The 26,730-nt window shown below is 68.1% G+C and carries 24 protein-coding genes; 9 read left to right on the forward strand and 15 right to left on the reverse strand.

Annotated features, from left to right (window positions below):
• Both ACJH6I_RS14980 and ACJH6I_RS14985 read right to left on the reverse strand, forming a co-directional pair.
• Nucleotides 1-1,959: a YhgE/Pip domain-containing protein gene (locus tag ACJH6I_RS14980; RefSeq protein WP_318984936.1), complete on the reverse strand. Its 1,959-nt coding sequence runs from the start codon at nucleotides 1,957-1,959 to the stop codon at nucleotides 1-3.
• A 2-nt stretch (nucleotides 1,960-1,961) separates the two neighbouring features.
• Nucleotides 1,962-2,654 (reverse strand): hypothetical protein, encoded by a 693-nt coding sequence (locus ACJH6I_RS14985; RefSeq protein WP_318984937.1) that lies wholly within the window; start codon nucleotides 2,652-2,654, stop codon nucleotides 1,962-1,964.
• A 266-nt stretch (nucleotides 2,655-2,920) separates the two neighbouring features.
• Between ACJH6I_RS14985 and ACJH6I_RS14990 the strand changes: the two genes are divergently transcribed.
• On the forward strand, nucleotides 2,921-4,207 hold the full coding sequence (locus ACJH6I_RS14990) for a lipase family protein (protein ID WP_318984938.1): 1,287 nt from the start codon (nucleotides 2,921-2,923) through the stop codon (nucleotides 4,205-4,207).
• 9 nt (nucleotides 4,208-4,216) lie between these two features.
• Here ACJH6I_RS14990 and ACJH6I_RS14995 read toward each other — a convergent pair whose 3' ends face one another.
• Complete coding sequence (locus tag ACJH6I_RS14995; protein ID WP_318984939.1) at nucleotides 4,217-5,383, reverse strand: GGDEF domain-containing protein; 1,167 nt, start codon at nucleotides 5,381-5,383, stop codon at nucleotides 4,217-4,219.
• A gap of 113 nt (nucleotides 5,384-5,496) precedes the next feature.
• On the opposite strand from ACJH6I_RS14995, the gene ACJH6I_RS15000 reads away from it, so the two are divergent.
• Nucleotides 5,497-7,938, forward strand: a complete 2,442-nt coding sequence (locus ACJH6I_RS15000; RefSeq protein ID WP_318984940.1) for a Tex family protein — start codon at nucleotides 5,497-5,499, stop codon at nucleotides 7,936-7,938.
• Between the two features lie 127 nt (nucleotides 7,939-8,065).
• Entirely contained in the window at nucleotides 8,066-10,441 is a 2,376-nt protein-coding gene (locus tag ACJH6I_RS15005) for an excinuclease ABC subunit UvrA (protein ID WP_318984941.1), read from the forward strand.
• Between the two features lie 65 nt (nucleotides 10,442-10,506).
• On the opposite strand, the gene ACJH6I_RS15010 is transcribed toward ACJH6I_RS15005, so the two are convergent.
• Nucleotides 10,507-11,076 (reverse strand): peptidoglycan endopeptidase, encoded by a 570-nt coding sequence (locus ACJH6I_RS15010; protein ID WP_318984942.1) that lies wholly within the window; start codon nucleotides 11,074-11,076, stop codon nucleotides 10,507-10,509.
• 350 nt (nucleotides 11,077-11,426) lie between these two features.
• Between ACJH6I_RS15010 and ACJH6I_RS15015 the strand changes: the two genes are divergently transcribed.
• On the forward strand, nucleotides 11,427-11,888 hold the full coding sequence (locus ACJH6I_RS15015; RefSeq protein WP_212814335.1) for an SRPBCC family protein: 462 nt from the start codon (nucleotides 11,427-11,429) through the stop codon (nucleotides 11,886-11,888).
• Between the two features lie 164 nt (nucleotides 11,889-12,052).
• Nucleotides 12,053-13,456 (forward strand): DUF222 domain-containing protein, encoded by a 1,404-nt coding sequence (locus ACJH6I_RS15020; protein WP_318984943.1) that lies wholly within the window; start codon nucleotides 12,053-12,055, stop codon nucleotides 13,454-13,456.
• A gap of 323 nt (nucleotides 13,457-13,779) precedes the next feature.
• Here the strand turns inward: ACJH6I_RS15020 and ACJH6I_RS15025 are convergent, their stop codons facing one another.
• Together ACJH6I_RS15025 and ACJH6I_RS15030 are read right to left on the reverse strand one after the other, a co-directional pair.
• Complete coding sequence (locus tag ACJH6I_RS15025; RefSeq protein WP_212814341.1) at nucleotides 13,780-14,202, reverse strand: hypothetical protein; 423 nt, start codon at nucleotides 14,200-14,202, stop codon at nucleotides 13,780-13,782.
• Between the two features lie 94 nt (nucleotides 14,203-14,296).
• On the reverse strand, nucleotides 14,297-14,710 hold the full coding sequence (locus tag ACJH6I_RS15030; protein ID WP_318985110.1) for a hypothetical protein: 414 nt from the start codon (nucleotides 14,708-14,710) through the stop codon (nucleotides 14,297-14,299).
• 95 nt (nucleotides 14,711-14,805) lie between these two features.
• Between ACJH6I_RS15030 and ACJH6I_RS15035 the strand changes: the two genes are divergently transcribed.
• From ACJH6I_RS15035 to ACJH6I_RS15045, 3 genes are read left to right on the forward strand one after another with little or no spacing between them, the layout of a single operon-like run.
• A complete protein-coding gene (locus ACJH6I_RS15035) occupies nucleotides 14,806-15,618 on the forward strand; it encodes a nuclear transport factor 2 family protein (protein WP_318984944.1) in 813 nt (270 codons plus the stop codon).
• Nucleotides 15,619-15,669: 51 nt separating this feature from the next.
• The gene (locus tag ACJH6I_RS15040; protein WP_212814345.1) at nucleotides 15,670-16,233 is read left to right on the forward strand and encodes a hypothetical protein; all 564 of its coding nucleotides are present in this window, start codon (nucleotides 15,670-15,672) and stop codon (nucleotides 16,231-16,233) included.
• Between the two features lie 51 nt (nucleotides 16,234-16,284).
• Complete coding sequence (locus tag ACJH6I_RS15045) at nucleotides 16,285-16,659, forward strand: DUF732 domain-containing protein (protein ID WP_318984945.1); 375 nt, start codon at nucleotides 16,285-16,287, stop codon at nucleotides 16,657-16,659.
• On the opposite strand, the gene ACJH6I_RS15050 is transcribed toward ACJH6I_RS15045, so the two are convergent.
• Together ACJH6I_RS15050 and ACJH6I_RS15055 are read right to left on the reverse strand one after the other, a co-directional pair.
• Nucleotides 16,642-17,439, reverse strand: a complete 798-nt coding sequence (locus tag ACJH6I_RS15050; RefSeq protein ID WP_318984946.1) for an SGNH/GDSL hydrolase family protein — start codon at nucleotides 17,437-17,439, stop codon at nucleotides 16,642-16,644. The genes ACJH6I_RS15045 and ACJH6I_RS15050 overlap by 18 nt on opposite strands.
• Nucleotides 17,440-17,484: 45 nt before the next feature.
• Nucleotides 17,485-18,279, reverse strand: coding sequence for an LmeA family phospholipid-binding protein (locus tag ACJH6I_RS15055; protein WP_318984947.1), 795 nt, complete (start codon nucleotides 18,277-18,279; stop codon nucleotides 17,485-17,487).
• 94 nt (nucleotides 18,280-18,373) lie between these two features.
• Here ACJH6I_RS15055 and ACJH6I_RS15060 point away from each other — a divergent pair, with 94 nt between their 5' ends.
• Nucleotides 18,374-19,132, forward strand: a complete 759-nt coding sequence (locus ACJH6I_RS15060) for a class I SAM-dependent methyltransferase (RefSeq protein ID WP_318985111.1) — start codon at nucleotides 18,374-18,376, stop codon at nucleotides 19,130-19,132.
• Nucleotides 19,133-19,139: 7 nt separating this feature from the next.
• Here the strand turns inward: ACJH6I_RS15060 and ACJH6I_RS15065 are convergent, their stop codons facing one another.
• The 7 genes from ACJH6I_RS15065 to malQ all read right to left on the reverse strand — a co-directional run bounded on the left by ACJH6I_RS15065 (nucleotide 19,140) and on the right by malQ (nucleotide 26,641).
• Entirely contained in the window at nucleotides 19,140-19,595 is a 456-nt protein-coding gene (locus ACJH6I_RS15065) for a nuclear transport factor 2 family protein (RefSeq protein WP_318984948.1), read from the reverse strand.
• The gene (locus ACJH6I_RS15070; protein WP_318984949.1) at nucleotides 19,586-20,473 is read right to left on the reverse strand and encodes an LLM class F420-dependent oxidoreductase; all 888 of its coding nucleotides are present in this window, start codon (nucleotides 20,471-20,473) and stop codon (nucleotides 19,586-19,588) included. Before ACJH6I_RS15070 ends, ACJH6I_RS15065 begins: the two co-directional genes overlap by 10 nt.
• Nucleotides 20,473-21,795: a serine/threonine-protein kinase gene (locus ACJH6I_RS15075; protein ID WP_212814358.1), complete on the reverse strand. Its 1,323-nt coding sequence runs from the start codon at nucleotides 21,793-21,795 to the stop codon at nucleotides 20,473-20,475. The genes ACJH6I_RS15070 and ACJH6I_RS15075 overlap by 1 nt, the downstream gene beginning before the upstream one ends.
• Nucleotides 21,796-21,817: 22 nt before the next feature.
• Complete coding sequence (locus tag ACJH6I_RS15080; RefSeq protein WP_212814787.1) at nucleotides 21,818-22,879, reverse strand: PDR/VanB family oxidoreductase; 1,062 nt, start codon at nucleotides 22,877-22,879, stop codon at nucleotides 21,818-21,820.
• A gap of 41 nt (nucleotides 22,880-22,920) precedes the next feature.
• On the reverse strand, nucleotides 22,921-23,820 hold the full coding sequence (locus ACJH6I_RS15085; RefSeq protein WP_212814360.1) for a metal-dependent hydrolase: 900 nt from the start codon (nucleotides 23,818-23,820) through the stop codon (nucleotides 22,921-22,923).
• Nucleotides 23,821-23,981: 161 nt separating this feature from the next.
• Complete coding sequence (locus ACJH6I_RS15090; RefSeq protein WP_212814362.1) at nucleotides 23,982-24,437, reverse strand: hypothetical protein; 456 nt, start codon at nucleotides 24,435-24,437, stop codon at nucleotides 23,982-23,984.
• A 56-nt stretch (nucleotides 24,438-24,493) separates the two neighbouring features.
• On the reverse strand, nucleotides 24,494-26,641 hold the full coding sequence (gene malQ / locus ACJH6I_RS15095) for a 4-alpha-glucanotransferase (RefSeq protein ID WP_318984950.1): 2,148 nt from the start codon (nucleotides 26,639-26,641) through the stop codon (nucleotides 24,494-24,496).
• Between the last annotated feature and the right edge of the window lie 89 nt (nucleotides 26,642-26,730).

Below are 26,730 nucleotides of genomic sequence, written 5' to 3' on the forward strand. Positions count from 1 at the left end.
CTACATCTTGATGGCAGGCAAGAGCCGGATCAGGTTCCAGGTCCGGTTGCGGCGGGCGCACAGGCTGGAAATGCCCAGTGCGCCGAGCCAGATGCACACCAACACGATGATGGCCTGCCACAGCCGGCCGTCGATGCCGCCGAGGATCAGCTGGCGAAGTCCGTTGACGCCGAACGTCATCGGATCGAACTTGTGCATCACCTGGAACGGCCTGGACGTCGTCTCGACCGGGTACATGCCGCCGGCGCTGACCATCTGCAGCATCAGCAGCGCCATGATCAGCACGCGGCCGACCGCCGGCCCGACCAGTGCGTTGATGGCCTGCGTCGCGGCGACGAAGGCCAGCGAGATCAGCATCATGAAGCCGAGCATCGCCACCGGATGCGCCACCTGCATGCCGAGGGCGAACCGCACCACGCAGTACAGGATGATCGACTGGCCCAGTGCGAGGACCGCCGCGGGCAGATAGCTGGCGAACACCACGCGAATGGCCAGCACCTCAGCGGCGATCGGGCGGTTCTGCAAGGGCCGCAACACCATCCACAGGACGAGCGCACCGAAGAACAGGGCCAGCGTCAGGAAGAACGGGGCCATGCCGGTGGCGAAGTTGGGGGCACCGTTCTCGTGTGAGGACTCCAGGTTCACCGGACCGCCGATGGTGTCGGCGATGGCCTGCTTCTGCTGCTCGGTCCACGTCGGCACCTGCTTGGCGCCGTCGGCCAGCTTGGTGGCCAGTTCGTGGTTGCCGTCCTTGAGCTGGACGGTGCCCGACTTCAACTGGCGCGCCCCGTCATCGAGTTGCACGATGCCGCTTGCCAATTGCGCGTTGCCGGTGGCCAACTGCTGGGCGCCGTTACGCAACTGGTTCAGTTTGTCGGTGAGCTGCTGGCCGGTGCCGCCCACCTGATCGAGAGCAGTCCGCAGCGGGCTGCCGGGGGACCGCAGGTTCTCGGTCATCGAGATCGCGGCATTGCGTCCATCGGTGATCTGCTGGCGGATCTGTGGCGTGAACTGGTGGCCGTTCAGCTGGTCCTGGACGCCGCGCAGGGTGTTGACCGCGCCGACCGAAACCGGGTCCTGGTTCACCGAAAGTTGTTGGATCACCGAACCGATCGCTGCTGCCGCGGTGTCCTGCGCGGTGGCGAGCGCGCCGGCCTGATCGGCGGCCTGCTCCAGCGCCGTCGCGCTCTGCTGCAACTGCTCGGTGCTCCCGCCGACCTGCGACAGGGCCTTGGTCACTTTCAGCAGCGGATCGGTGGCCTGGTTGATCCCCGCGGAGAGTTGTTTGGCGCCGGCCGACAGCTTGGCCGAGCCGTTCCGGGCGTCGTCGAGGCCGCCGACCAGCTTGCCCGCGCCGGCGTCCACCTGCGCTGCGCCGTCGGCCAGCTTCTGCGCTCCGTCGGCGGCCTGCTTGATGCCGGCTCCGGACGAAACCACCACGGACAGAATCTGATTCACCGCCTGGCCGGAGATGCGCGTCGACACCGCGTTGAGCACCTGGCTGGTGGCCGTGCGGCCGATGGTCGAGGAGATGTAGTTGTTGGCGTCGTTGTACACCGCGATCAGCTGGGCCTTCTGGGGATCGCCGCTGACGGGCGAGGCAATGGCCTCGCTGAAGTTCTCCGGCAGCTCCAGCATGAAGTAGAACTTGCCGTGCTCGACGCCGTCGCGCGCCTCCTTTTCGCTCACCACATGCCAGTCGAGGCTGTGGTCCGCGGTCAGGCTCCGGGCGATCTCGTCGCCCGCGTTGACGTGGACGCCCTCGACGACGGCACCGCGGTCGGCGTTCACCAGGGCCACTGGCATCTTGTTGACCTGGCCGAACGGGTCCCAGAACGCCCACAGGTACAGCGCGCCGTACACCAGCGGCAGCAGCATCAGCACCACGATCGCGGCGCGCGTCATGCGGCTGCGGCCGAATCGCTTGATCTCCGAGCCGAATGCGAGTCCAGCAAGCATGGTCAGGCCTTTCCGGTCAGCATGCGGCGGTCATGCAGAACGTGGTCGGGGGCGTCCTCGCCCAGCGGGTTGGTCACTCCGACGACGACGGTGCGGTGCTCGGCGAGGGCGCCGAGCCGCTGTACCGCGAGGGCACGGCGTTCGTTGTCGCGGACCTGCTCGAGGTCGCCGACGATCAGCACCGGCCGGTCGGACATCAGGGCCAGGGTGATGCGCAGCAGAAAGAGCTCGAGATCGGACAGCTCGATGATGAAGCTCTTTGGCGACAGCAGCGGAAGGTCGTCGCCGAAGACCGCCGTCATCTCCGGGACGTCCGACTGGACCGGAACCCAGGCCGGGAACGGCGACACCCAGCGGCGCTGCTCGGTGATGACCGTCTGGACCGTCACCATGTCTTCCAGGTCGTCGATGTCGGCGAACGCGGCGATAGCACAGTGCTTCCGGATGCCGCGGGGCCCCGTCGCGCCATTGACGGTGACGGTGCCGCGCGTCGGCTTGAGCCGGCCTGCCAGCGACAGCAGGAGCGTGTGCTGCGCCGGACCGCCCGGCATCTGAATGGCGTGGAATCCCGGCCGCAACTCCAGGTCGACATCAGAGAAGAGCGGGCCGTGCTCGCCGATGACAGCGAGCCCCTGCGCGGTGATCACCGGCGGGCTGTCCGCTGCGTCGGGGGCGGCCGTCGTCTCGTCGTCCATTGCTGCTCATCTCCGGGGTCGAAGTAACGATGGCCAGTAAATCAGCGCGCCGGGGCAGAAACTCCGATAGCGGCGTTCTCGCAGGTGTGATGTCACGCGGAATCGCCCGCGATATGCCGTGGCGGACACATCGGGCTCGCCGACTTCGTGGATCGCTTCCAGGTAATGTCTGTGCGGCCTGTCACTCGACGTCTGTCAAGAATTGAATTCTTGATTTCAGGTACTTCTCATTTCGTGTACGAGATTCCCATTGTTATTGTCCCGTTATGCATCGTTTCGGGGGCGTTCTGGCAGCGTGTCTGCTCATCGGTTCAGTGCTCGCGGGAGTGCCCGCAGCCCACGCGGACGGCGACGAGCCGCAGTACGCCGAGTTCTATCTACCCCCGGACCCGCTGCCGCCCGGCCGCCCCGGGGACCTGATCCGCACCGAACCGTCGCGCCTGGTGCTCGAACCGTCCGGCCAGCTCGGCGCCATCATGGCCACCGGCACGCGAATCATGTACCGCAGCACCGATGCCCGCGGAAACCCGGTCGCCGTGACCGGTACCTACTTCGAGCCGTACAACGACTGGCCGGGCAAGGGGCCGCGGCCACTGATCAGCTACGCGGTCGGTACGCAGGGCCAGGGCAACCAGTGCGCACCGTCGCGCCAGTTCAACCAGGGCATCCATTACTCGGGTGGCTGGGACATCATGGTCAACTACGAAGAGGCGTTCATCGCCACGATGGTCGCGCGCGGATTCGCGATCGTGATGACCGACTACGAGGGCCTCGGTACTCCCGGGATGCACACGTACGTCAACCGCGTCGCCGAGGCCGCCGCGGTGCTCGACGCCACGCGTGCCGCCAAGAAGCTGCCGGGCACCTCGCTGGATCCCGATGGGCCCGTTGCTTTCTGGGGCTACTCGCAAGGCGGAGGCGCGGCGGCGTCGGCGGCCGAGCTGGCGTCGTCCTACGCGCCTGAACTGCACGTCGTCGGCACGTACGCCGGGGCGCCAGTGGCCGATCTCAAGGAACTGTTCCCGTACACCGACGGCAGCGCGCTGGTCGGCGTGGTCGGTTACGCGCTCAACGGCGAAATCTACGCCTACCCCGAGTTCGCCGACCTGATCCGCTCCAAGCTCACCCAGCGCGGCAAGGACATGCTCGAGAGCGTCTCACGGCAGTGTGTCGCTCAGACCATCGTCGACTTCATGTTCCGGCATCTGCAGCCGTACTTCACCGAGGACATCAACGTGCTGGTCGAGGAAGAGCCCTTCAAGACGCTGTTCGACATGCAGAAGCTCGGCAAGTACAAGCCCAACGCTCCGGTCCTCATCAACAGCAACCGCTACGACCCGCTCGTGCCGTGGACCGCGGCCAACCAGCTCGGGCGGGACTGGTGCGACAAGGGGGCCGATGTCGAGTTCCGCACCAACGAGGAGCCCCCGTTCCTGAACAAACTGGTGATCAACCATGCCCTGCCGATGCTGGTCGACGGCGAGCCGGCCATGCAATGGATCGCGGCGCGCTTCAACGGTGAGCCCACGTCGCCGAACTGCGGGACGTACTGAGTCGAGAGCTCAGTCCCTGCCCGCCGCGGAGGCGCGGATCACGCGGTCGCGGCCCCGGCTCTTCGCTTCGTACATCGCCACGTCGGCGCGGCGGATCGCCGACCGCAACCCCGCCTTGTGCCCGAGCTGCGATACCCCGATGCTCACCGTTCCGGCGAGCACCGCGTCATTGTGGCTGAACGTGGCGGCGGCGAACGCCACCCGGAGCCGGTCGGCGATGACGGCCGCCTGACTTTCGTCGACACCCGGCAGCATCGCGCAGAATTCCTCGCCGCCGATCCGGGCCAACAGGTCGCCGCTGCGCAGATTCGACCGTGCCACGCATGCGAACTCGGTCAGCAGCCGGTCGCCGGCCTCGTGCCCGAAGACGTCGTTGACGGCCTTGAACTCATCCAGATCCATCACGATGACCGAGCACCGCAACTGGCGCGCGACGCATTCCTCGGCCAGCCGCTGCGCCTGGATCATGAAGCCCGCGCGGTTCAGCGTCCTGGTGAGAGAGTCGAGCATCGCCGCGTCGGCCAATTGATCCTCGAGCCGCTCCCAACCCATCAGCGACAGGCACAGGTTGATGGCCATCACGGCGAAAGCGAAGAAGAGCATCGGCACCGACACGGCCGCGCTGGTGGTGGCGAACTGCACCGCGCCGGCGTCCAGATGGAGGCTGACCGAGCGCGCGACGGTCGCCGCGGCCGCGACGACGTACAGGCCGATCAGGATGCGCCGCGACGCCAGGCGCTCGACACGCTGGGCTTTGATGCCGTCGACGACGCTGAGCGTGAAATATCCGGCCAGCACGAGAGCCGTCAGAGACACCCGGGCCGGGATGCTGACGTTGAACGGCGGTATCAACTCGAACGCGGCCAGCACCACCAGCGGACCGGCAGCCATCACCCGGCCGCGGACCGGCTGGCCGTTGAAGGCGCACAGACCACCCCAGATCAACGACCAGCACGTGACGATCAGGACGTTGGACACCGTCACCGACAACACCTCGGGCACCAGCCCGCGGGCGCTCAGCAGCCCGGCCCCCAGGGCGCCCAGGAAATTGCCCGCGCCCCACAGCTGGACCGCCGGATGTCGCCGCTTACCGGCCCCCACCCAGACATGCAGCAACCCGAACAGCAGGGCGGTCATGGAGACGACCATCCACAGGGTGCGCACGTCGGGATTCATGTCGCGCTACCGGGTGCGCCCAGGGGCGTGGTGCGTCGGGATCGGCTGAGGCATAGCGCAAACTTACTCGCCGCTGCCGACGACTGTCGGCAGCATTGGGTAGGGTCCAGCCCGTGAATTTGAGCGTCAAGTCTGTCGTCAAGTCCGTGAACGCCCGCCTGGCCGAAGAGTTGGCCGTCGCCGAAGGTCAGGTCGACGCCGCGGTACGGCTGCTGGACGAAGGCGCGACCGTGCCGTTCATCGCGCGGTACCGCAAGGAAGTCACCGGCAGCCTGGACGACGGTCAGCTCCGCACCCTCGAGGAGCGGCTCCGGTATCTGCGCGAACTGGATCAGCGGCGCGACGCCGTGCTGGCCTCGATCGAAGAACAGGGCAAGCTCACCGACGACCTGAAGGCGGCGCTGCTGGCCGCCGAGACGAAGTCCAGGGTCGAAGACATCTACCTGCCGTACAAGCCCAAGCGCCGCACCAAGGCGCAGATCGCCCGCGAGGCCGGCCTGGAGCCGCTGGCGGACCGGCTGCTCGCCGACCCCACGCTCAACCCCGAGGACGTGGCCGCCGAGTTCCTGGGTGAGGAGGTGGCCGACGTCGCCGCCGCACTCGACGGCGCGCGCCACATCCTGGTGGAGCGGGTGTCCGAGGACGCCGAACTGGTCGGTGCCGTGCGCGAGAAGTTCTGGTCCGACGGCACCCTGACCACCAAGCCGTGGTCGGAGGAGGCGGCGAAAAGCCCTGCCGCGCAGAAGTTCCGCGACTACTTCGAGTACTCCGAGCCGCTCGAGGACATGCCGTCGCACCGCGTGCTGGCGGTATTGCGAGGTGAGAAGGAAGAGGCGCTGTCGCTCAACTTCGACGGCGGCGACGAGACGCTGTACCAGGCCATGATCGCGCAGTCGCTCGGTGTGGACATGGCTGCCGGGGGCGCCGCCACGCCGTGGCTGACGGCGACGGTCGGCTGGGCCTGGCGCACCAAGCTGATGTTCTCGGCGGCCGTCGACGCCCGGATCCGGCTGCGGCAGCGCGCCGAGGAGGACGCCGTCGCGGTGTTCGCCAAGAACCTCAAGGACCTGCTGCTGGCCGCGCCGGCCGGAACCCGCGCCACGCTGGGACTCGATCCCGGGTTCCGCACCGGTGTGAAGGTCGCGGTGGTGGACGGCACCGGCAAGGTCGTCGACACCTGCGCCATCTACCCGCATCAGCCGCAGAACAAGTGGAACGACGCCAAGGCGACGCTGGCCGCCCTCGTCGCGCGGCACAACGTCGAACTGATCGCCATCGGTAACGGCACCGCGTCCCGCGAAACCGATGCGCTGGCAACCGAACTCATCGCCGACCTGAAAGCGGCGGGCGCGTCCGGTCCCAAGCGGCTGCCGACCAAGGCGATCGTCAGCGAGGCCGGCGCCTCGGTGTACTCGGCATCGGCCTATGCCGCCCACGAGCTGCCCGACCTGGACGTGACGCTGCGCGGCGCGGTCTCGATCGCCCGTCGTCTGCAGGACCCGCTCGCCGAACTGGTCAAGATCGAGCCGAAGTCGATCGGTGTCGGGCAGTACCAGCACGACGTGACGCCCGGAACGCTGGCCCGCAGCCTCGACGCGGTGGTCGAGGACGCCGTGAACGCGGTCGGTGTCGACCTCAACACGGCCTCGGTGCCGCTGCTGGCCAAGGTCTCCGGCGTCACCGAATCACTGGCCGAGTCGATCGTGTCGTACCGCGACAAGACCGGACCGTTCCGCAGCCGCAGCGGCCTGCTCGACGTTCCGCGTCTGGGCCCCAAGGCTTTTGAGCAGTGCGCCGGCTTCCTGCGTATCCGGGAAGGCGACGACCCGCTGGACGCCTCCGGTGTGCATCCGGAGGCCTACCCGGTGGTGCGGCGCATCCTGGACCGCGCCGGCGTCACCCTCGCCGAACTCATCGGTGACGAGCGGAAGCTGCGCGCGCTCAAGCCGGGCGACTTCGCCGACGAACGATTCGGCATCCCGACCGTGACCGACATCCTGGGAGAGCTGGAGAAGCCGGGCCGCGACCCGCGCCCCGCGTTCTCCACCGCGACCTTCGCGGCCGGCGTCGAGAAGGTGTCCGACCTCAAGGTCGGCATGGTGCTCGAGGGCGTCGTGACAAACGTGGCCGCGTTCGGCGCTTTCGTGGACGTCGGCGTGCACCAGGACGGTCTGGTGCACGTGTCGGCGATGGCCGACCGCTTCGTCTCCGACCCGCACGAGGTGGTCAAGTCCGGCCAGGTCGTCAAGGTCAAGGTGCTCGAGGTCGATGTCGAGCGGCAGCGCATCGGACTGAGCCTGCGGCTCAACGACGACCCGCAGCGCGCCCGCGACGGCAAGCGGCCCGAGCAGGGCGGCGGAGCCCGGCGCGACGGCGGCGGGCAGCCGCGCGGACGCGACGGCGGCAACCGCGGCGGTAACGGTGGCGGACAGAACCGCGGCAATGGCCAGGATCGCGGACGTAATCCGCAGCGCGGCAACGGCGGTGGCCGCCGCGAGTCTGCGCCGTCCGGCTCGATGGCCGACGCCCTGCGCAAGGCGGGCTTCGGCAAGTAGCGGTGTTCTCGCGAGCAGAGATAAAACTGTCGATACCCCAGTGATTTTCGACAGTTTTATGGCTGCTCGCGAGAAGTGATCAGGATTCGAGAAGCGACCCGGCTGAAGGCCCGGTTAGCGTGTGGGTATGCCCAGCAGAACCCATGCCGCTGACAGCCATGACCTCATCCGCGTGGTCGGTGCCCGCGAGAACAACCTCAAGGACATCAGCGTCGAGATCCCCAAGCGGCGGCTGACGGTGTTCACCGGGGTGTCGGGCTCCGGCAAGAGTTCGCTGGTGTTCGACACGATTGCCGCCGAATCGCAGCGGCTGATCAACGAGACGTACAGCGCCTTCGTCCAGGGCTTCATGCCGTCGCAGGCCCGCCCCGACGTCGACGTGCTCGAGGGTTTGACGACCGCGATCATCGTCGACCAGGAGCGGATGGGCTCCGACCCACGTTCCACGGTCGGCACCGCCACCGACACCGGTGCGCTGCTCCGGATCCTGTTCAGCCGGATCGGCGAACCGAATATCGGCTCGCCGCAGGCGTTCTCGTTCAACGTCGCCTCGATCAGCGGGGCGGGTGCGGTGACCATGGAGCGCGCCGGACGCACCGTCAAAGAGCGTCGCGACTTCAACATCGTGAGCGGTATGTGTCTGCGGTGTGAGGGTCGCGGCGCCGTCAACGACATCGATCTCACCGCGCTGTATGACGACAGCAAGTCGATCAACGAGGGCGCCATCACCATTCCCGGCTTCAGCATCGACGGCTGGTACGGCCGAATCTTCAACGGCTGCGGCTTCTTCGACCCCGACAAGCCGATCAAGAAGTTCACCAAGAAGGAGCTGGACGCCCTGCTGCACAAGGAGGCGACCAAGATCAAGGTCGACGGCGTCAACCTCACCTATCTGGGGCTGATCCCGCAGATCAAGAAGTCGTTCCTGAGCAAGGACGTCGAGGCGATGCAGCCCCATATCCGGGCGTTCGTCGAGCGGGCGGTGACGTTCACGACTTGCCCCGAGTGCGAGGGGTCGAGGCTGTCGGAGCTGGCTCGCTCGTCAAAGATCAAGGGCGTCAACATCGCTGAGGCCTGCGCCATGCAGATCACCGACCTCGCGGAGTGGGTCGGGGCGCTGGCCGACGACAAGCGGCTCGGCGCCGGCGTGGCGCCCCTGTTGGCGACGTTGCGGCACACGCTCGACTCGTTTGTCGCGATCGGGCTGGGCTACCTCTCCCTGGCGCGGCCCGCCGGCACACTCTCCGGCGGAGAAGCGCAGCGGGTCAAGATGATTCGTCACCTCGGCTCGGCCCTGACCGACGTCACCTACGTGTTCGACGAGCCGACCATCGGACTGCATCCGCACGACATCACCCGCATGAACGAGCTGCTGATTCAGCTGCGGGACAAGGGAAACACCGTGCTGGTCGTCGAACACAAGCCGGAAGTGATTGCCATCGCCGACCACGTGGTGGACCTCGGTCCCGAGGCGGGCTCGGGTGGCGGCCAGGTGGTTTACGAAGGCCCGGTGAAGGGGCTGCGCGGTAGCGGCAGTATCACCGGACGGCATCTCGACGACCGGGCGGCGCTGAAGGAGTCGGTGCGAGAAGCCAACGGGGCGTTGGAGATTCGCGGTGCCAACACCAACAATCTGCAGGACGTCGACGTGGACATCCCGCTCGGCGTGCTCGCCGTGATCACGGGCGTGGCGGGCTCGGGCAAGAGCTCCCTGATCGACGGTTCGGTGGCCGGGCGCGACGGCGTCGTCACCATCGACCAGGCACCGATCCGGGGATCGCGACGCAGCAACCCGGCCACCTACACCGGACTGCTCGACCACATCCGCAAGGCGTTCGCCAAGGCCAACGACGTCAAACCCGCACTGTTCAGCTCGAATTCGGAAGGCGCCTGCCCGGCATGCAACGGAGCCGGAGTCATCTATACCGACCTGGGAGTGATGGCGACCGTCGAGTCGCGCTGTGAAGAGTGCGAAGGCCGGCGGTTCGGCGCCTCGGTGCTCGAATACACCCTGGGCGGGCAGAACATCGCCGAAGTGCTCGCCATGCCCGTCGCCGAGGCCGAGCAGTTCTTCTCCGACGGTGACGCGAAGGTGCCGGCCGCACAGAAAATCCTCGCCCGGATGGTGGACGTCGGGCTGGGCTACCTCACGCTCGGGCAGCCGCTGACCACACTGTCCGGCGGGGAGCGGCAACGGCTCAAGCTCGCCACGCAGATGGGGGAGAAGGGCGACGTCTACATCCTCGACGAGCCGACCACCGGCCTGCATCTGGCGGACGTCGAGCAACTGCTCGCGCTCTTGGACCGGATCGTCGACGGCGGCAAGTCGGTCATCGTCATCGAACATCACCAGGCCGTCATGGCGCACGCCGACTGGATCATCGACCTGGGTCCCGGCGCAGGTCACGACGGCGGCCGGGTCATCTTCGAGGGTTCTCCGGCCGACCTGGTCGCGGCCGGGAACACCCTGACCGGAACCCACCTTGCCGAATACGTCAGATAGCAGTCAGGGCTGCCATCGCTGAGCGGTGGCAGCCCTGACTGTGAAACAGAGGGGTCGTCGAACGGTTAGACGGGCATCTCCGGGCCCTCAGGAGCCGGGGCAGGCGCCTCGGGGGCCGGCGCCGGGGCCTCGGGAGCGGGCGCGAAGTTGGCCGCCTCGATGATTTCCGGGGCCGGGAGGTCGGCCGGGCCGGCCGGAGGCGCCAGGGGCGCGTCCAGCGGGCCGTCGAGAGGCAGGTCGGCGGGGATGTCCTCACCCGGGGCCATCGGCAGGTGCATGTGGTGGGTGAACTGGCGCTGGAAGGCGCCGCCGCCACCGATGCGGACGCCACCGCCCTCACCGCTGGACACCGGAGTGCCGTCCGGCAGCGTCACGGCCGTGTGGCCGCCGTTCCAGCCGATGTTCAGGGCGCCGGGCGCGGTGCCGGGCAGGAAGCCACGAGCCCGCAGTGCGGCCTCTTCGTTGCCGGTGTTGAACCGGTTGCCGTAGATGGGGCGGCCGGTGGCCGCGTTGGCCACCCAGGAGGCCAGTCCGGAGCAGTCAGTGCCGCGTGCCGTGTCTCCGCCGGAGACGTACGGCGTACCCGAAACCTGGTTGACCAAAGCCAGCAGCGAGGCGGTCGCAATAGCAAACATGGCGATGAACGCTAGCAACGGAAAATCGCGACGGTCAAAATACTGTGTCTGCCATCACGTTTCGCGAATCCTGTGGTGTGCGTTACATCGGTGTGTATTCGCATCGTTTGGGGCAGAAGCGATTTCACGTCTTCGCAGGTGAATGCGCAAAACATACTGCCATACACAGCTTTTGCGCAAATGCAAGGTCGTGACGGTCGTTGCGAGGTCGTGACCAGCTAATTCCGAGACCGGCGTGACCGGCCTCTGCGCGGCTTTTGCGTCGGTTTCGACGTCCTGTCGGGCAGCTCATGCCGCCGATTCGGCGGATACTGGCTGACCATCTGAAACGGTCAAGTTACGGTGGGTCGATGTGGCTGTCGCGGTCCCGGTTCGAACTCAGGGAAGAGGTGCCGGGGACGCCCGACGAAGTCCGCACCTTCTATACAGATCTGGCGAATATGAAGCTGGTTCATCCGCTCGTGGTGGCGGTGGACTGTCTGGCCGATCAGCAGGATGTGCGGGGCCGCCGCCGTGACTATCGGGTGCGGGATCGCATCCCATTCGGCCCGTTGAGTCTGCGCGTGACCTACCGGGCCACGGTGCTGATCGCGCCCGACGGCGTCGTGCACACCGAGGCGCGCCAATTTCCGTCCGTGCGGCTCAGTGGCACCGTCACCTTCGCGCCTGCCGGCGCAGGCACCGCTCTCACCGAGGTAGTGGATATAGAGGCACCTTCTCCGTTCATGGCTTTCACTGCTGCGCAGGCGGAGAAGGCGCACGCGGCGATGCTCGCTGCCATTCGGCGTCATTTTGAGAAAAGCTTGGGCTGATCCAGGCTGCCGGATGGGGTGCCGCGCTGGATGGCCGGGTTTCCTTGCCTTACCGGCGACGCTCTCGAAAAAACTTTGGTCACTTTGTTAGCGCTGGTTGCAGGAGGTAACTAGTGGCCCATTCGTCACAGCGCCTTGTCGGTGATTCGAACTAATGTTCGAGTATGGCCATCGACTCCGCTACTGTCCTCAACGCCTACGCGGCGCTTGAGGATGCGATCGCCACGGTCAACGGCCTGGACTACAGCGGGTTGCCCATCAAAGTCCTGTTGGAGCTGCAGTCCCGCCGCGAAACCCTGAAGTGCGCGGCCGAGGCGGTCGACCATCAGATCCTGGCCGCGGCACAAACCCAGGCCACCGCCAAGGGGATCGGGGCCAAGGATTGGCCTGAGGTGTTGCATGTGCGGTTGCGGATCAGCCGGGAGGAGGCCCGCCGGAGGGTGCGGGACACGGATAATTTGGGTCCGCGCTCGGCGATCACGGGCGAGGCGTTGGGTCCGGTGTGGGAACTGGTGGCCGCCGCGTTGGCCGAGGGTGCGATCAATAGTGAGCACGTGCAGGTGATCGCCTGGTTTTTCGGCAAGGTGCCGTTGTGGGCGGCCGACCCGGTCACGTTGTTGCAGTGCGAGACGGATCTGGTGGCCGATGCCCGGGTCAAAACCCCCGAAGACCTCCGCAAAGTCGCGGCGGATTTGTTGTACAAGCTGGATCAGGATGGGCCCGAACCCAACGACGATGAGCCGGACCCGAAGCGGTCGTTCGTGATGGGTAAGCAGCGGCCTGACGGGCGCACCGACGTCACCGCTCAACTCGATCCGGAAGGGCGGGCTTACTGGGAGGTGTTGTTCGACAAGTACGCCGCCCCGGGCATGTGCAACCCGGCCGATCCGGAACCCTGCTTCTCCGGGACCCCGACGCAGGAGCAGATCGACAACGACACAAGGACTGTGGCGCAGCGGCAGTACGACGCGTTCAAATTCGTGGGCCGGATGATGCTGGCCACCGGGACCTCCGGGGTGCACAACGGGTTCCCGGTCGCGGTGGTCGCCACCTGCACCGTCGCCGACCTGGAAAAGCGTGCCGGGATGGCGCTCACCCACACCGGCACCAAGCTCCCGGTCAAGGATCTGGTGCGGATGGCCGCCCAGGGCTCGGACAACTACCTGGCGGTGTTCGATGAGCACACCGGCCAACCGCTCTACTTGGGCCGGGCAGCGAGAACCGCCAGTACAGCCCAACGCCTCGCGCTGTTCGCCCGCGACCACGGCTGCACCCGCCCCAACTGCATCGCCCCCGCCTCGCGCTCGCAGGCTCATCACGTCAACACCAACTGGCGCGACGACGGACCCACCGACATCACCAACCTCACCCTGGCCTGCGGCCGCGACAACCGTCTGGTCGACACCGGCGGCTGGCACACCACCATGGGCCCCGACGGTCGCACCCAATGGACCCCACCACCCCTGCTCGACGTCGGCCAACCACGAACCAACCACTACCACCACCCCACGCTCTACCCGCCCGAGAGCGGAGATTCCGATGGTGAAACAGACAGTCCCGCAACCTGATACGACGCCCCGATGCGGCAACCCAGCCTCACCGGCGATGTCCTATGGGCGAATATCGGCCGTCCGTTCGAATCGGTCGGCTGGTCCGAAACAGAAGGCGGGATCGGGGCGCGGTGCGGGTCGCGGCGATGACGGTCAGCAGCGCGGCGGATCGCAGCGACGGCGGTCGGCAGCGATGGCGGTCAGCGACCGCGGCACTTGAGGCTACCGGTGACCCACAACCATGGAAGGCGAAAATGCTGCGCTGCAAACGAATTGAATGCGCACTACCGCCAGTGACGAATGTCGACACCCGGCCAGCGGCTCGCGGTGCAGTGTGGGGATCAGCTCGGGAAGAACCCGTCGCCGGTCTTGAAGCCGGGCTGCCAGCCCTGCGCTCCCAGGCACAGCAGCGGTCGGCCGTCAGGAGCCTGCGCCGCGGTCTGCGGGCCCGGGCACGGAGAACCGATGTCCTTGACGCCCTGGATCGCATAGGAGTAGCCCCAGAATCCGGTGTCGACGGGCGGCCACTGGTTGGGAATCCAGTGGCAGGCCATGGATGCGCCGCCCGGACCGCGTCCGAAGATGAAGATGTCGTGGTTGTCGCACGGCGCGCCATTGACGGCCTGGTAGTTCATGCCGGGGACGTCGGTGGGGTAGCGGCCGGGATCGTCGCTGCCGCCCAGCGCCGGATCGGCGCTCGCGAAAGGTGCCAGCCCGATGGCGGTTCCGGCGATCGCTGCGGCCACCGTCAGTACCCGAAACATCCTGGTCATCTCCCCTCGCACTACTGCCACACGACAATGTGGCAAAGCGTAGCGTGTCAGCCGCGTCGCCGGGGATATTGTCGGCAGGTCAATATCAGCGGGGTTCGTGCCCCGCCGTCTGATCGTCGTCACGCTGCGGTGGGCCGGCCTGTTCAGGCGCGTCCAACACGCTCACCCCGATGCCGTAGGGCAGGAACCTGACCTTTCGGGACGGGTCGGTGTTGTTCTTGTTGGCCCGCAGGGCCTCCAGTTCGGAGGGGTAGACCTCCTCGACGTGCGCCCCGCCGTCCGCGGCGACGGTGTACACCACCCACACGCCGTCGCCGGTGTCGCCGGTGGTCTCGGGCTGCGTCGCGTGCCGCGGAGTCCGGGTCAGGTCGTTCACCACGTTGGCCCAGGCGGCACCGCGGCCGAGGCGGTCGAATACGCCCCGTATGCCCTCGCCCGTCTCGCGCAGGACGCGATCGAACTCTTCCGGATCGATGCCGAACGGGCCGTTGTTGCTCATACCGACCAGTGTGCGCGACATCGGCGACATCTGCCACGACGATCCGGCAGGCCATCCCCTCGCAGCCGAACTCGGCGGTGGTGGACGATGGAGACATGCCGGTACCACAATCGCCGACCCGCGACGACCTCCTGGCCACCGTCGAGCGCTCGCCCGCCGCCACGGCAGCGCACGACAAGGCTGCCTGGGTGGATCTGTTCAGCGCCGACGGACGCGTCGAGGACCCTGTCGGTTCCCGGCCGCACGTCGGTCACCGCGCCATCGCACAGTTCTACGACACCTTCATCGGGCCGCGCACCATCGTGTTCCACCGCGACGCCGACATCGTGCTCGGCAACACCGTCGTGCGTGACCTCGAGCTCGAAGTGCACATGGGCACCCAGGTGCAGCTGCGCATCCCGGTCTATCTGCAGTACGACGTGGTGGCAGAGGGCTCCGACGCGTCGCTGAAAATTTCTCGGCTGCAAGCATTTTGGGAGCTGCCGGGCATGGTCGTGCAGTTCGTCCGGTGCGGCGCCGCGGCGCTGCCTGCGGGTTTGGGGCTCTCGGCGGCGCTGTTGCGCAACCAGGGCCCCGGCGGCGCGGTGGGCTTTCTCGGCGGGCTGCGCACCGGAGGGACAAGAGCAAAGCGTGCGTTGACGGGGCTGCTGGCCGACGCCGCGACGGGCGACGAGCTGGCGGTCAAGCGCCGGCTCAGTGAGCCGGTGCAGATCACCCGCGGCCCTGACGCCCGGCTCAGCGTGTCCGAACTGGTCGAAGAGCTCGCCGGAACGCGCGTGCAGAAGGTCATTGCCGCAGGCCGGTACGTCCTGGCCGGCGTCCGACGGGACGGCTACCGCGGTGTGGTCATCGCGGAGCTGGGTATCGGGGGCCGGGGCATCATCGGCCTGCGACTCTTTGCCGAATGAAGCCGCCAGTTGCCGCTGCTTCCGTCCCCGACATGAGAACGTAGTCACACCATGCCAGTGCAACCACAACACGAATACATGTCCTACGAGGAATTCGGTCGACGATTCTTCGAGGTCGCGGTCAGCGAGGAACGTGTCGCGGACGCGATCGGCGGCATCGCCGGTGAAGCCTTCGACATGGGTCCCATCGCCCAGGGCCCCGGCGGGCTCGCGAAGGTCACCGCGCGCGTGCAGATCAAGCACCCCGTGGTGGCCAGGACGCTCGGTGAAGAAATCACCTTCGCAATCCGCATCCCGCTGGAAATCGACATGACGCTGGACCTGCGCATCGACCGGCCCCGGTTCATGGTGTTCGGCGAGATCAACCTGACCGCGACCGCGCGGGCCGCCCACCCGCTGCTCCTCGTCATCGACGTCAAGACGCCACGGTCGTCGGACATCGCCATCCACGTCACGTCGTCATCGATCCGGGCGGAGCTGTTGCGCATCGTTGCCAACGTCGACGGCGAGATCCGGCGCTTCATCGCCCAGCATGTGGCAGGCGAGATCAACAGCGCAGATGCCAAGGTCATCGACATCGGAACCCGGATTGCGAGCGCCTGGACGGGCGTCTGAGACGGCCGCGAGGCGGTAGCGGCAACCTGCTTCCCCTATGATGAGGACATCATGAAGAGCACATTCGGCGCCGCCATCGCAATTGCAGCTACCACCGTCGGAATCGTGGGCAGCCTCGTCGCGGCCGCTCCGGCCAGCGCCGATGCGGGCGTCGATGCCTTCAACAACGCGCTCAGCAACGCCGACATGATGCTGCCGAACGGGTCTGATCCGGTCGCGCTGGGCCAGTCGGTGTGCCCGATGCTCGCGCAGCCCGGCCAGACCCTGGCCGACGCGGCGGCCAAGGTCGCCGACACCTCGGGCATGTCGCTGGGCCCGGCCACGATGTTCACCGGCTTCGCGATCTCGTCGTTCTGCCCGGGCGTCGTCGGTGCGCTCGGACGCGGTGAATCGCCGCTGCCGCTCGGGCTACTCGGCCTCGGATAACGCCGGGCTGGCGTCGAGCGGCGCCAGCACCGGGCGCTTCGGCTCGAGCCCCTTACCTCGAGAACTGCCCAGCGTGTGCCGCCACACCCACGGCATCAGCATGTTCTGGGCCCACATCAGCTGCGAATACATGCGCTCGCGCAGTCGCGGCAGCACGAGTTCACCCTCGACCTCGGCCCAGCGGTGATCACTTCCGGGCAACTCCAGCGCCTCGGCGGCGGCGTCGGCGAACAGTTGATGGCCGTGCGGGGAGCCGTGCACCCGGTCGACGGCCCAGGTCGCGGGGTCCAGCATCGAGGTGGCCGTCGACAGGTCGACCAGCCGGAAGCCGAAACGGGTCGAGTCGGCCCGGATCACCTCATTGATGCGGCGCAGCCGGCCGCTGAGCACCCGTCCCACCGGCAGGATGCGGGCGATGTCGGGAAACGTCGTCGTGACCACGGTCGCGCCGGTGGCGGCGAGTTCGGTGTGCACACGGCGCATGTCCTCCAGCGCCTTGTCGAAGCTGCGCACCGGCCGGGTGACGTCGTTCATCCCGATGCAGCTGGTGATCAGGTCGGGGTTCATGTCCCGGGCCAGCGGCAGTTGCCGGTCCAGTACGTCACTGATGCGGCGGCCCCGCACCGCGAGGTTCGCGTACTGGAGTCCAGGCTGTAATGCGTTGAGTCGCCAGGCCAGGCGGTCGGCGAAACCCTGGATGCCGGTGTTGTCGTCGCCATCCAACAGGCCCTCGGTCTGGCTGTCGCCGAGCGCGACGTATCGGGAGTAGCCGATGGTCACGACCGTGACTGTAATGAAGGATCGGCGGATCTTCAGCGCAGCGGATCAGCCCGGCCAGATCACGTCGAGCGGGCGGCCCACCACACTGAGTTGGTTGATCAGCTCGTCCAGGACGGCGCGCGGCAGGTCGAACCGCCATTCCGGCAGTGTCGCACCGACACGTACGACGCCCGGACCGACTTCCACCGAGGTCAGGGTCATGCCGTACGGCAGCTCGGGCAGCCGCACCGGGTACGCCGGGGCGAGGCCGGGCACCGGCACCCGGGCGGCGCCCAGCGTCAGGCCACGGGGCTTGAGCCATAGCGTGTTGCCGTGCAGGTGGGGATCGACCTCGATGGCCCCGGAGCGGAAGCGCGACAACCGGATTCGGGCGACCCCGTCGTCGCCGATCTCGGTGCTGACGCGCGGTTCGGCGGCCCGGATCAGCTCGTCGAGCGAGTCGGACGGCACCTCCACCGTCACCTCGACGGGGGTGGCGGCCAGCATCGGTGGCACCGAGGGCCGGATGTGCAGGTTGTTCAGCTTCGCCGAGACCGAATTCAGTTCGGTTCCCGCCCATTTCACCTTGTCCGCGGCGATGTTGACCGTGCCGATGTGGCCGACGGCGAAGATGCCGGCATCCCACCGGGAATCGAACTTGGTCACGGTAAAGGCCAGGTCGCTGGTGTTCATGCGGACGGTGATCCGGCGCCCGATCACCAGCGGCCGCACCGTCAGCAACGCCGTCCGATAGGCCGCGGCCGCCCCGGTGCTCACCGGCAGCACCGCGGCGGTCGACACCACCGAGGTGAACAGATCGAGCGGCCGGAGCGGGTCCCACCGGCGCGGCGGACGCGTCATGGGGTCCAGCATGCCCGTAGCTGCCGCCGGTGCACCACTCGGCATCCGGGGAACGGGCTCCCGGTAGCGTCGAGTCGTGGCTGAGTCTGATGAGCTGTACCGGCAGCGTGACCGAGCTGATTCGTTCGGCGGTGCCGCCCGGTCGTATGACCGGCACCGGCCCCGCTACCCGGAGGCCATGCTCGACGAACTGGTCGGGACCGGTTCGGTCCGGGTGCTCGACGTCGGCGCCGGGACCGGGATCGCGTCCCGGCAGCTGATCGCCCGCGGGGCGGAACTGGTTGCGCTGGAACCGGATCCGAGAATGGCCGAGATCGCCGCCGAGCACGGCGTCACCGTCGAGGTGGCGACTTTCGAGGACTGGGACGACGCCGGCCGGACCTTCGACGTGGTCCTGTTCGCCCAGTCGTTCCACTGGGTCGACCCGGCGGCGGCGCTGCCGAAGATCCGCCGGTTGCTCGCCCCGGGCGGCCGGCTGGCGCTGGCGTGGAACCGGCTGTTCCCGGTGCAGCCGTCGCGCCAGGATTTCGCGGAGGTGTACCGCGACTTCCTCGATGCCGCTTCACCTTTGGTGACCGGGACCCCCACCGGCGGGACCGGCTCGGGCATGGACAGCGCCGACGTGGTGGCCGACCTGGAGACCGCCGGATTCGCCGTGCAGCAGCTGACCTACGCCCGCGGTGAGCAGTACACCCGCGAGCAGTGGCTGGACCTCGTGTTCACCTACTCCAACCACCTGGTGCTGCCCGCCGACCGGGCCGCCGAGCTGCGGGCTCGGCTGGCGGCGGTGATCGGCGACGGCGGCGTGCAGGTCGGCGGAGACACGCTGCTGATCGTGGCGCAGCCGACGTAGACGACGGCTAGTCCCTGAGGCGGCGGACGGGCCGGGTCTCGATGGCGTTGAGCGTCAGGGCGCGGCGCCGGATGCGCCAGCCGTCGCCGGTCGGGGCGTACTCGTCGTCGTACCGCAGGTGCCACACCAGATCGGTGACGTCCGAGTCGGCGCCGCGGGTCCAGTGGTGGGCGACGCACGTGATGCGGCCACGAGCGTGGTCCACGGCGTCGGTGTAGACCTCGCCGACGATCTCGTGCTGGGTGCGGGCGACGCTAGACAGGGCGGCCATCGCGGCCCGGACCCCGTCTGGCCCGTGCTCGGGCCGTATCGGGTCCAGCGATCGGGGCGGGTCCGGGAGGACCAATTCCGCTGTGCTGGTGAAGAGTTCGACGACATCGTCGAACCGGCGGTCGTCGACGGCCGCGGCGTAACGGTGCACCAGGTCGGTCAGCGCCAGCCGGTCGGCCACGGTCAGCGGCACGGCGTGAGCCCGAGCCGTTCGGCGCACGCCGACAACATGTCCTTGGCCTCGTCGATGTCGGTGACGGGCGGCATCGCTAGCACGATGCGGTCGGCGCCGAGCTCCGCGAGCCGGCCGGCGCGATCGGCGTCGACCTTGGGCACCAGGTGTCCGAGGGAGAGTTCGAGGGCGTCGGGGTCCCGGCCGGCCCGCTCGGCCGACTCCCGCATCAGCGCGATCAACGCCGACAGTTCCGCGCCGGCGACGCCGAGCGGCTGCAAACCGTCACCGCGCTGGCCGGCCCGGCGGGCCGCGGCCCGGCTGTGCCCGCCGATGTGGATCGGGATCTGCGAAACCGGCTTGGGATAGCAAGCGGCATGGGCGAATTCGAAGAACTCGCCGGAATGGGTGGCGCCGTCCGGCTGATCCGACCACAGCAGCCGCAATACGTCGATCTGCTCGTCGGCGCGGCGGCCACGGGCGTCGAACGGGGCCCCGCACGCCTCGATCTCCTCGCGCAGCCAGCCCATGCCGACGGCCAGGCGGACACGACCGCCGGACAAGGCGTTCAAGGTGGCGACGCGCTTGGCCAACACCACCGGGTGGTGGTTGGGCAGCACCAGCACGCCCGTCGCCAGGCCCAGTGTGCTCGTCTGCCCGGCGAGGAACGCCAGCAACTCCAGTGGATCCGGGACCGCACAGTCGGCGGGAATCTCCACGCGGCCCGAGGCTTCGTAGGGATACACGCTCGAGTACTCGGTGAGCAGTACCGTATGTTCCACGGCCACAATGGATTCGAAGCCACAGCTCTCCAGGTGGCGGGCGAACTGCGTCATCCAGACCGGATCGGCGGTGACTCCGGCCGCGACCGGCGCGACCACGGCGAACTTGGGTGACATCAGCGCCTCCGCTCGCTGCGGCGAATCTCTTCCCAGCACTGCAGCCGTGTCATCCCGGTCCGGTCCATGCATTCGCGGATCGGCGTCTCCTGTTCTGGCGCAGGCGCTTCGGTGGTGGCCGGGGTGGTCGGCGGCGCGGCCGTGGTGGTCTCGACCGTGACCGTGCTGGTGATCGTCGCCTCGGTCGGTTCCGCGGGAGGCTCGGTGGGCGCGACGGCCGATGTCGGGCTCGGTGGCGCCTCGGTGGTCGACGGTGTGGTGGTCGCCGGGGGAGCCGTGGTGGTCGTCGCTGCGGGACGCGGCGGTGCCGGCTGTTCATCCTTGGCGCGGGTGAACTCGATGGCCGCGAAGACCAGTGCGGCGATCAGCAGCACCGTGAGCACGACGGGCAGGATCAGCGACCGGCGGGACCGCGTGGATTTGTCCGGCTGGAGGACCTGCGTCCGGTCCGCCGCCGCGGGAGCCAAAATGGTGGCATCCGCGCCCGTCACGCCCAGCCCGTGCTGAAGGGCGCGGGCGAAATCGGCGCACTTGTCGAACCGGTCCTTGGGATCCTTGGCGAGTGCCTTGGCCAGTACCGGGTCCAGGGCGGCGAGATCGGGCCGGCTTTGTGAGAGCGACGGCGGGGGAGCGCTGAGGTGCTTGCCGATGATCACCGCGGCATTGGAGTTCTCGAACGGTGGTGACCCGGTGAAGAGCTGAAAAGCGGTGGCCGCCAACGCATATTGGTCGGCGCGGCCGTCGATGACGCTGCCGGTCAGCTGCTCCGGAGCGGCATAGAACACGGTGCCGACGGTCATGTTCGTCGCGGTCAGCCCGGCGGAGTCGTTGGCGCACCGCGCAATGCCGAAGTCGGCCAACTTGATTCGCCGGCTCGCCGGATCGGTGTCGCTGATCAGGATGTTGGCCGGCTTGACGTCGCGGTGCAGCAGATGGTGCTGGTGCGCGTAGTCGAGCGCGTCGGCGACGGCGCTGATGATCGCGACCGCCTGGTCGTCGGATACGCCGCCGGCGCCGCGCAGCAGGCGGCTGACGTCGATGCCGTCGACGTACTCCATCGAGATCCACAACTGGCCGTCGAACTCGCCGCGGTCGTACACCCCGACGATGTTCGGATGCGACAACGCAGCGGTCAGGTCCGCCTCACGCAGGAACCGCTCGCGGAACTCCTGATTCGTGGACATCTCGGGACGCAGCACCTTGAGCGCGTCCTGCCTGGGCAGTCGCGGATGCTGGGCGACATAGACCTCGCCCATGCCACCGGAACCCAGGCACCGGACGATGGTGTAGCCCGCGAAATCGGTCCCCTCGGCCATTGGCATTGGGGCATCGTAAACCGGACGGCTAGAGGTCCAGGGTCAGCGGTCCGTCGCCCTGCGCGCGCGACACACAGATCAGTGCCTGACCGGCCTCGCGTTCGGTCTCGGTCAGCAGGCCGTCCCGGTGGTCGACGGCACCGGCGAGCACCTTCACCCGGCACGTGCCGCAGAAGCCCTGCTGGCACGAATACGGTGCGTGCACACCGGCTTTGATCAGCGCCGTCAGCAACGTCTCGTCGGCCGCGACGGCAACGGTCTGGCCCGTCGAGGCGACCTCGACCTTGAACTCCTGGCCATCGGTCACCGGAGGCGCGGCGAAGCGCTCGAAGTGCAGCTCGATGTCGTCCGCCCCGACCAGCCGGGTACGGATCGCATTGAGCATCGGCGCCGGGCCGCACGTGTACACCGAGGTGCCCGGCCGGCAGTCGCCCAGCAGATCGTCGGCCGTCGGCAGGCCGTCGACGTCGTCGGTGCGGATCTGCACCTTGTCGCCGAATCGCATCAGCTCGTCCAGGAACGGCAGGCTGTCGCGGCTGCGGCCGACGTACAGCATCGACCAGTCGATGCCGAACTGTTCGGCGCGCGCCAGCATGGGCAGGATAGGCGTGATACCGATACCGCCGGCGATGAACCGCAGCGTTCGGGTCGGCGACCCGAAGCCGGGCACCGCCAGCGGGAAGGCGTTGCGCGGTCCGTTGGTGGTGATCACGTCCCCGACCGCCAGCTGGTGCGCCTCGATGGAGCCACCGCCGCCATCGGGTATGCGCCGCACGGCAATTCGGTAGGCGCCCTGCTCGTCGGGATCGCCGCACAGCGAGTACTGGCGGACCAGACCGCTGGGCAGGTGGATGTCGAGATGTGAACCCGGGTGCCAGCGGGGAAGTTCCGACCCGTCGGCGCTGACGAACGTCAACGCCACCACGTCCTGGTCGTGCGCGACGACCTCACGGCCGGCGATCTTCAGCGCGATGGTGCGCTCGACGACGGCCGGTACCGGGGGCTTGCGCACCCGCGTCGACACCCAGAACGTGCTGCTGACGACGGCGTCGGCCACGGTCACCAGCAGGTCGTGCGGCAACAGGCCCATCACGCTGGGCGGCGCCAGACGTGACCGGAAGCGGCGCGCCCTCACAGGTGTGCGGCGCGGGCAGCGGGCGAGGCGGCCAGATACGCCACGGCCTGCGCGGTCGAGCCCATGTCTTCCGGGCTGTAGTTCGGTTTGAAGTACACCAGCGTCTGGGTCAGCAGCAGGTTCCGGTACTTAGGCAGGAGCCCCAGCTTCGAGTCGCGCATCCGCAGGCGCTGCGACTTCCACCAGCCGAGCTTGAGCTGCGGGTCGCTCTTGACCAGGAACCGCATGCCGCGCTGGAAGAACACGTACATCAGGACCGCCACCACGCTCATGGCGCGGATGCGGTCGAAGTAGCTGTTGCGGAAGTACACGGCGACCTCGTGGGCCACCGAGCGGTGCTCGACCTCCTCGGCGCCGTGCCAGCGGAACAGGTCGACCATCACGGGGTCGGCGTCGTAGTTGTCCCACGTGCAGTTCAAGACGAAGTCGCCGAGCACCGCGGTGTAGTGCTCGACGGCCGCGATGAACCACAGCCGCTCGATGAGGTTGTTCATCTTGCGGCGCGGGTCGTCCGTCTTGGCCGGAGCGAGGATCTCTTCGAAGACGAACTCGACCTGATCGAGCAACGGCGTGACATTCATGCCACTGCGCACCAGGTAGTCGTTCATGACGGTGTCGTGGGCCTCGGCGTGCATGGCCTCCTGGCCGATGAAGCCGCGGACGTCGTCGGCGAGCTTCGGATCCTTGATGAGCGGCAGCGCCTCGTTGAACGTCTCGATGAACCAGCGCTCACCCGCCGGAAGCAGGATGTTCAGCAGGTTCACCACATGGGAGGCGACAGGGTGGCCGGGAATCCAGGACATCGGCTTGTCCGCGGTCTCGAAAGCCACGTTGCGGGCCTGGATCTGCACCGGACCCGGGTCTACCTCATGGGCGAAACGTTGTGGTCGCAGCATGGAACAGCTACCTCCGGATCCTCAAGCATCGTTGCGAGTGGACTCAGTGTAATCGTTTTATGTGGGAACGGCGGTACTGGGTTTTGCCGTGAGACGACGAAACGGCATCCCAGCAGCCAGAAACTGTGTCTTGACCTGCTGGAATGCCGTCTCGGCAAAAGTTACATACCGGGGACCGACATGCCCGGCTGCGGGCCGACAGGCGTCGCCTGCACGGTCGTCACGCCGTTGGCGCCGACGTGCGGGCCCTGCGGAGCACCGGGCGCCCCGGCGGGAGCGCCGCCACCGGCCGCCGGCGCGCCGGCGGAGGCGTTCTCGACGGCCTTGGTGGTGCAGTTCAGCATGAGGATGACGCGGCCGTGGCTGCCCATCTTCTCCTGATCGACGATGCACTGCGCCTGCGGCACATCGCTGCCGACCGAGCCGCCGAACGTGGCCCGCACACCCTGGCTCTTGAGAATCGAGACGGCGCGGGCGTAGGACTCGCCCACCACGTTCATCGAGCTCGAACCGCCCGGATCCGACGCGGCCACCGACGAGCCGAACATCGCGGTGGCACCCACCGCCACCGCACCTGCTGCCACGGCGCCTGCCGTCAGCATCTTCAGCTTCTTCACCTGACCTCCTCGAGTACAGCGAAGATAGCGCAGATGGCGGGGTGGAGAAACTCGAATCAACTCAATCCCGGTGTCACCGCGTCGGCCATCACCTGCGCCAACGCGGCCGCACGAGCATCGGAAAACAGGTCTTCGAGGAGGATCTTCCGGCCGTCCGGACCCGCCAGCGGGACCCGCCAGTTCGGATATTCGTCGGTGGTGCCCGGCTGATTCTGGGTCCGCACGTCACCGACGGCATCGGGCAGCGCCAGCGCCAGGAGCCGCGACGGGGTGCGGGTGAGATAGCGGTACAGGGCGAGGACGGTCTGCTCGGGGTCGATCGCATCCGGGGCGTTCGGCGGCAACAACCCCGCCGCGCGCAGGACGTCCAGCCAGCGCTGCTGATCGGCGCGGTCGGCCGCGACCTCTTCTTTGTAAGGGCGGGTCAGCAGGCCGAGATCGCGGCGCAGCCGCAGATGCGCGCCGGCCAGGTAACCCGCCGTCGGTGGCAGGTCATGCGTCGTCACCGCCGACAGGCAGTATTCGCGCCACCGCGGCGCTGGCAGTGGTCCGCCGTCCTGGTCGGCCTCGAACCACAGGATCGAGGTGCCGAGCAGACCGCGGTCGTGCAGGTAGTCGCGAACCCATGGTTCGACGGTGCCCAGATCCTCGCCGACCACCACCGCGCCGGCCCGCTGCGCCTCCAGCGCCACGATGCCGATCATCGCCTCGTGGTCGTAGTGGACGTAGGTGCCGTCGACCGGCGTCGCACCGTCCGGAATCCACCACAGCCGGAACAGGCCGATGATGTGGTCGATGCGGACACCGCCCGCGTGCCGCAGCACGGCCCGGACCACGGCGCGGAACGGCTCGTAGGCGCGCTCCACCAGCTCATCCGGACGCCACGGCGGTTGCGACCAGTCCTGTCCGAGCTGATTGAACTCGTCCGGCGGCGCCCCCGCCGACACCCCGGTGGCCAGCACGTCCTGCAGGGCCCAGGCGTCGGCGCCGCCCGGGTGCACGCCGACCGCCAGATCGTGGACGATGCCGAGGGACATCCCCGCCTGCACCGCGGTGGCCTGCGCGGCGGTCAGCTGGTCATCGAGTTGCCACTGCAGCCACCGATGGAAATCGATACGGCTGCTGTGCTTTTCGGCGAACGCCCGCACCGCCGGATGGTCCGGGTGCTGAAACTCCGCCGGCCAGTCGCGCCAGTCGTCGCCGTGCTTCTCGGCCAGCACGCACCACGTCGCGAAGTCGTCGAGCGTGCGGCCGGTCCGTTGCCGGTAGCCGTCGTACGCGACGGCTCGCCCCGCCGAGCGGTGGGCCCGGTACACCTCCTTGAGCGCATTGCGCTTGGACTTCCACGCGGCGTCGCGATCGATGAACTCGTTCTTGTCGGCGCGGGACTGGGCGTCGGCGCGGGCTTTGCGCAGCGTGGCCGGGGTGCGGACGGCGGTGTACTCGGGAACGGCCTGCACGCGCAAGTAGAGCGGGTTGGCGAACTGGCGCGACGTCGGCAGATACGGCGACGGCTCCATCGGGGCCACCGGGCCGGCGGCGTGCAACGGGTTCACCAGGATGAAGTCGGCCTGGTGCCGGGTGGCCGACCACACGGCGAGGTCGGTGAGGTCGGTGAGATCGCCGGTACCCCAGGACTCCCGCGACCGCACACTGTAGAGCTGGGTGGCCAGGCCCCAGGCCCGGCCGCTGCCCAGGCGGCTCGGCAACGTCAGCGCATCGGGGGTGACGATCAGGACGGCATCGGCGTCCGCGGCGGCGCCGGCCTGGACGTGCAGCCGGTGATAGCCCAGCGGAAGATCGGCGGGCAGTTCGAAGCTCGCCTCGCCGACCAGGCGACCATCGAGATCGAAGGGCGGCCGGTTGTTCTCCAGCTGGCGCAGCCCGGCCCGCACCGAACCGTCCTCCAACCGGATCCACACGCCGACGGGCGCGCCGTGGGTGACATGCACCCAGAAGCTCGACGGCTGACCGGTCCGGGCGACGATGGTGGGGGACAGGGCGCGCTGCCAGTACGCGCGCTCGTGGTCGGCCAGGGCCGCCGCGCGGGCGTCCTCGGAATCGGCCGGTACGCCGAGCGCCGCGAGCACGGCGACCAGCGTGGACGCGGCGACTGCGTGTTGCGTGCCGCTCCAGTCCAGGTACTCGGTGGCCACACCGTGGCGTCGGGCGAGCTCGACGAGCGACGCGGTGCGATCAGTCATGCGCGCCATCTTGCCGCGATTCGGAGCACGATGGGAGCTGAGTGGAGGGTGCGGGCGCATTTCCGGCCGGCGGACGGTGCGTGCCCGGA

Source organism: Mycobacterium sp. SMC-13 (genome assembly GCF_045311035.1).
Classification (GTDB): Bacteria; Actinomycetota; Actinomycetes; order Mycobacteriales; family Mycobacteriaceae; genus Mycobacterium.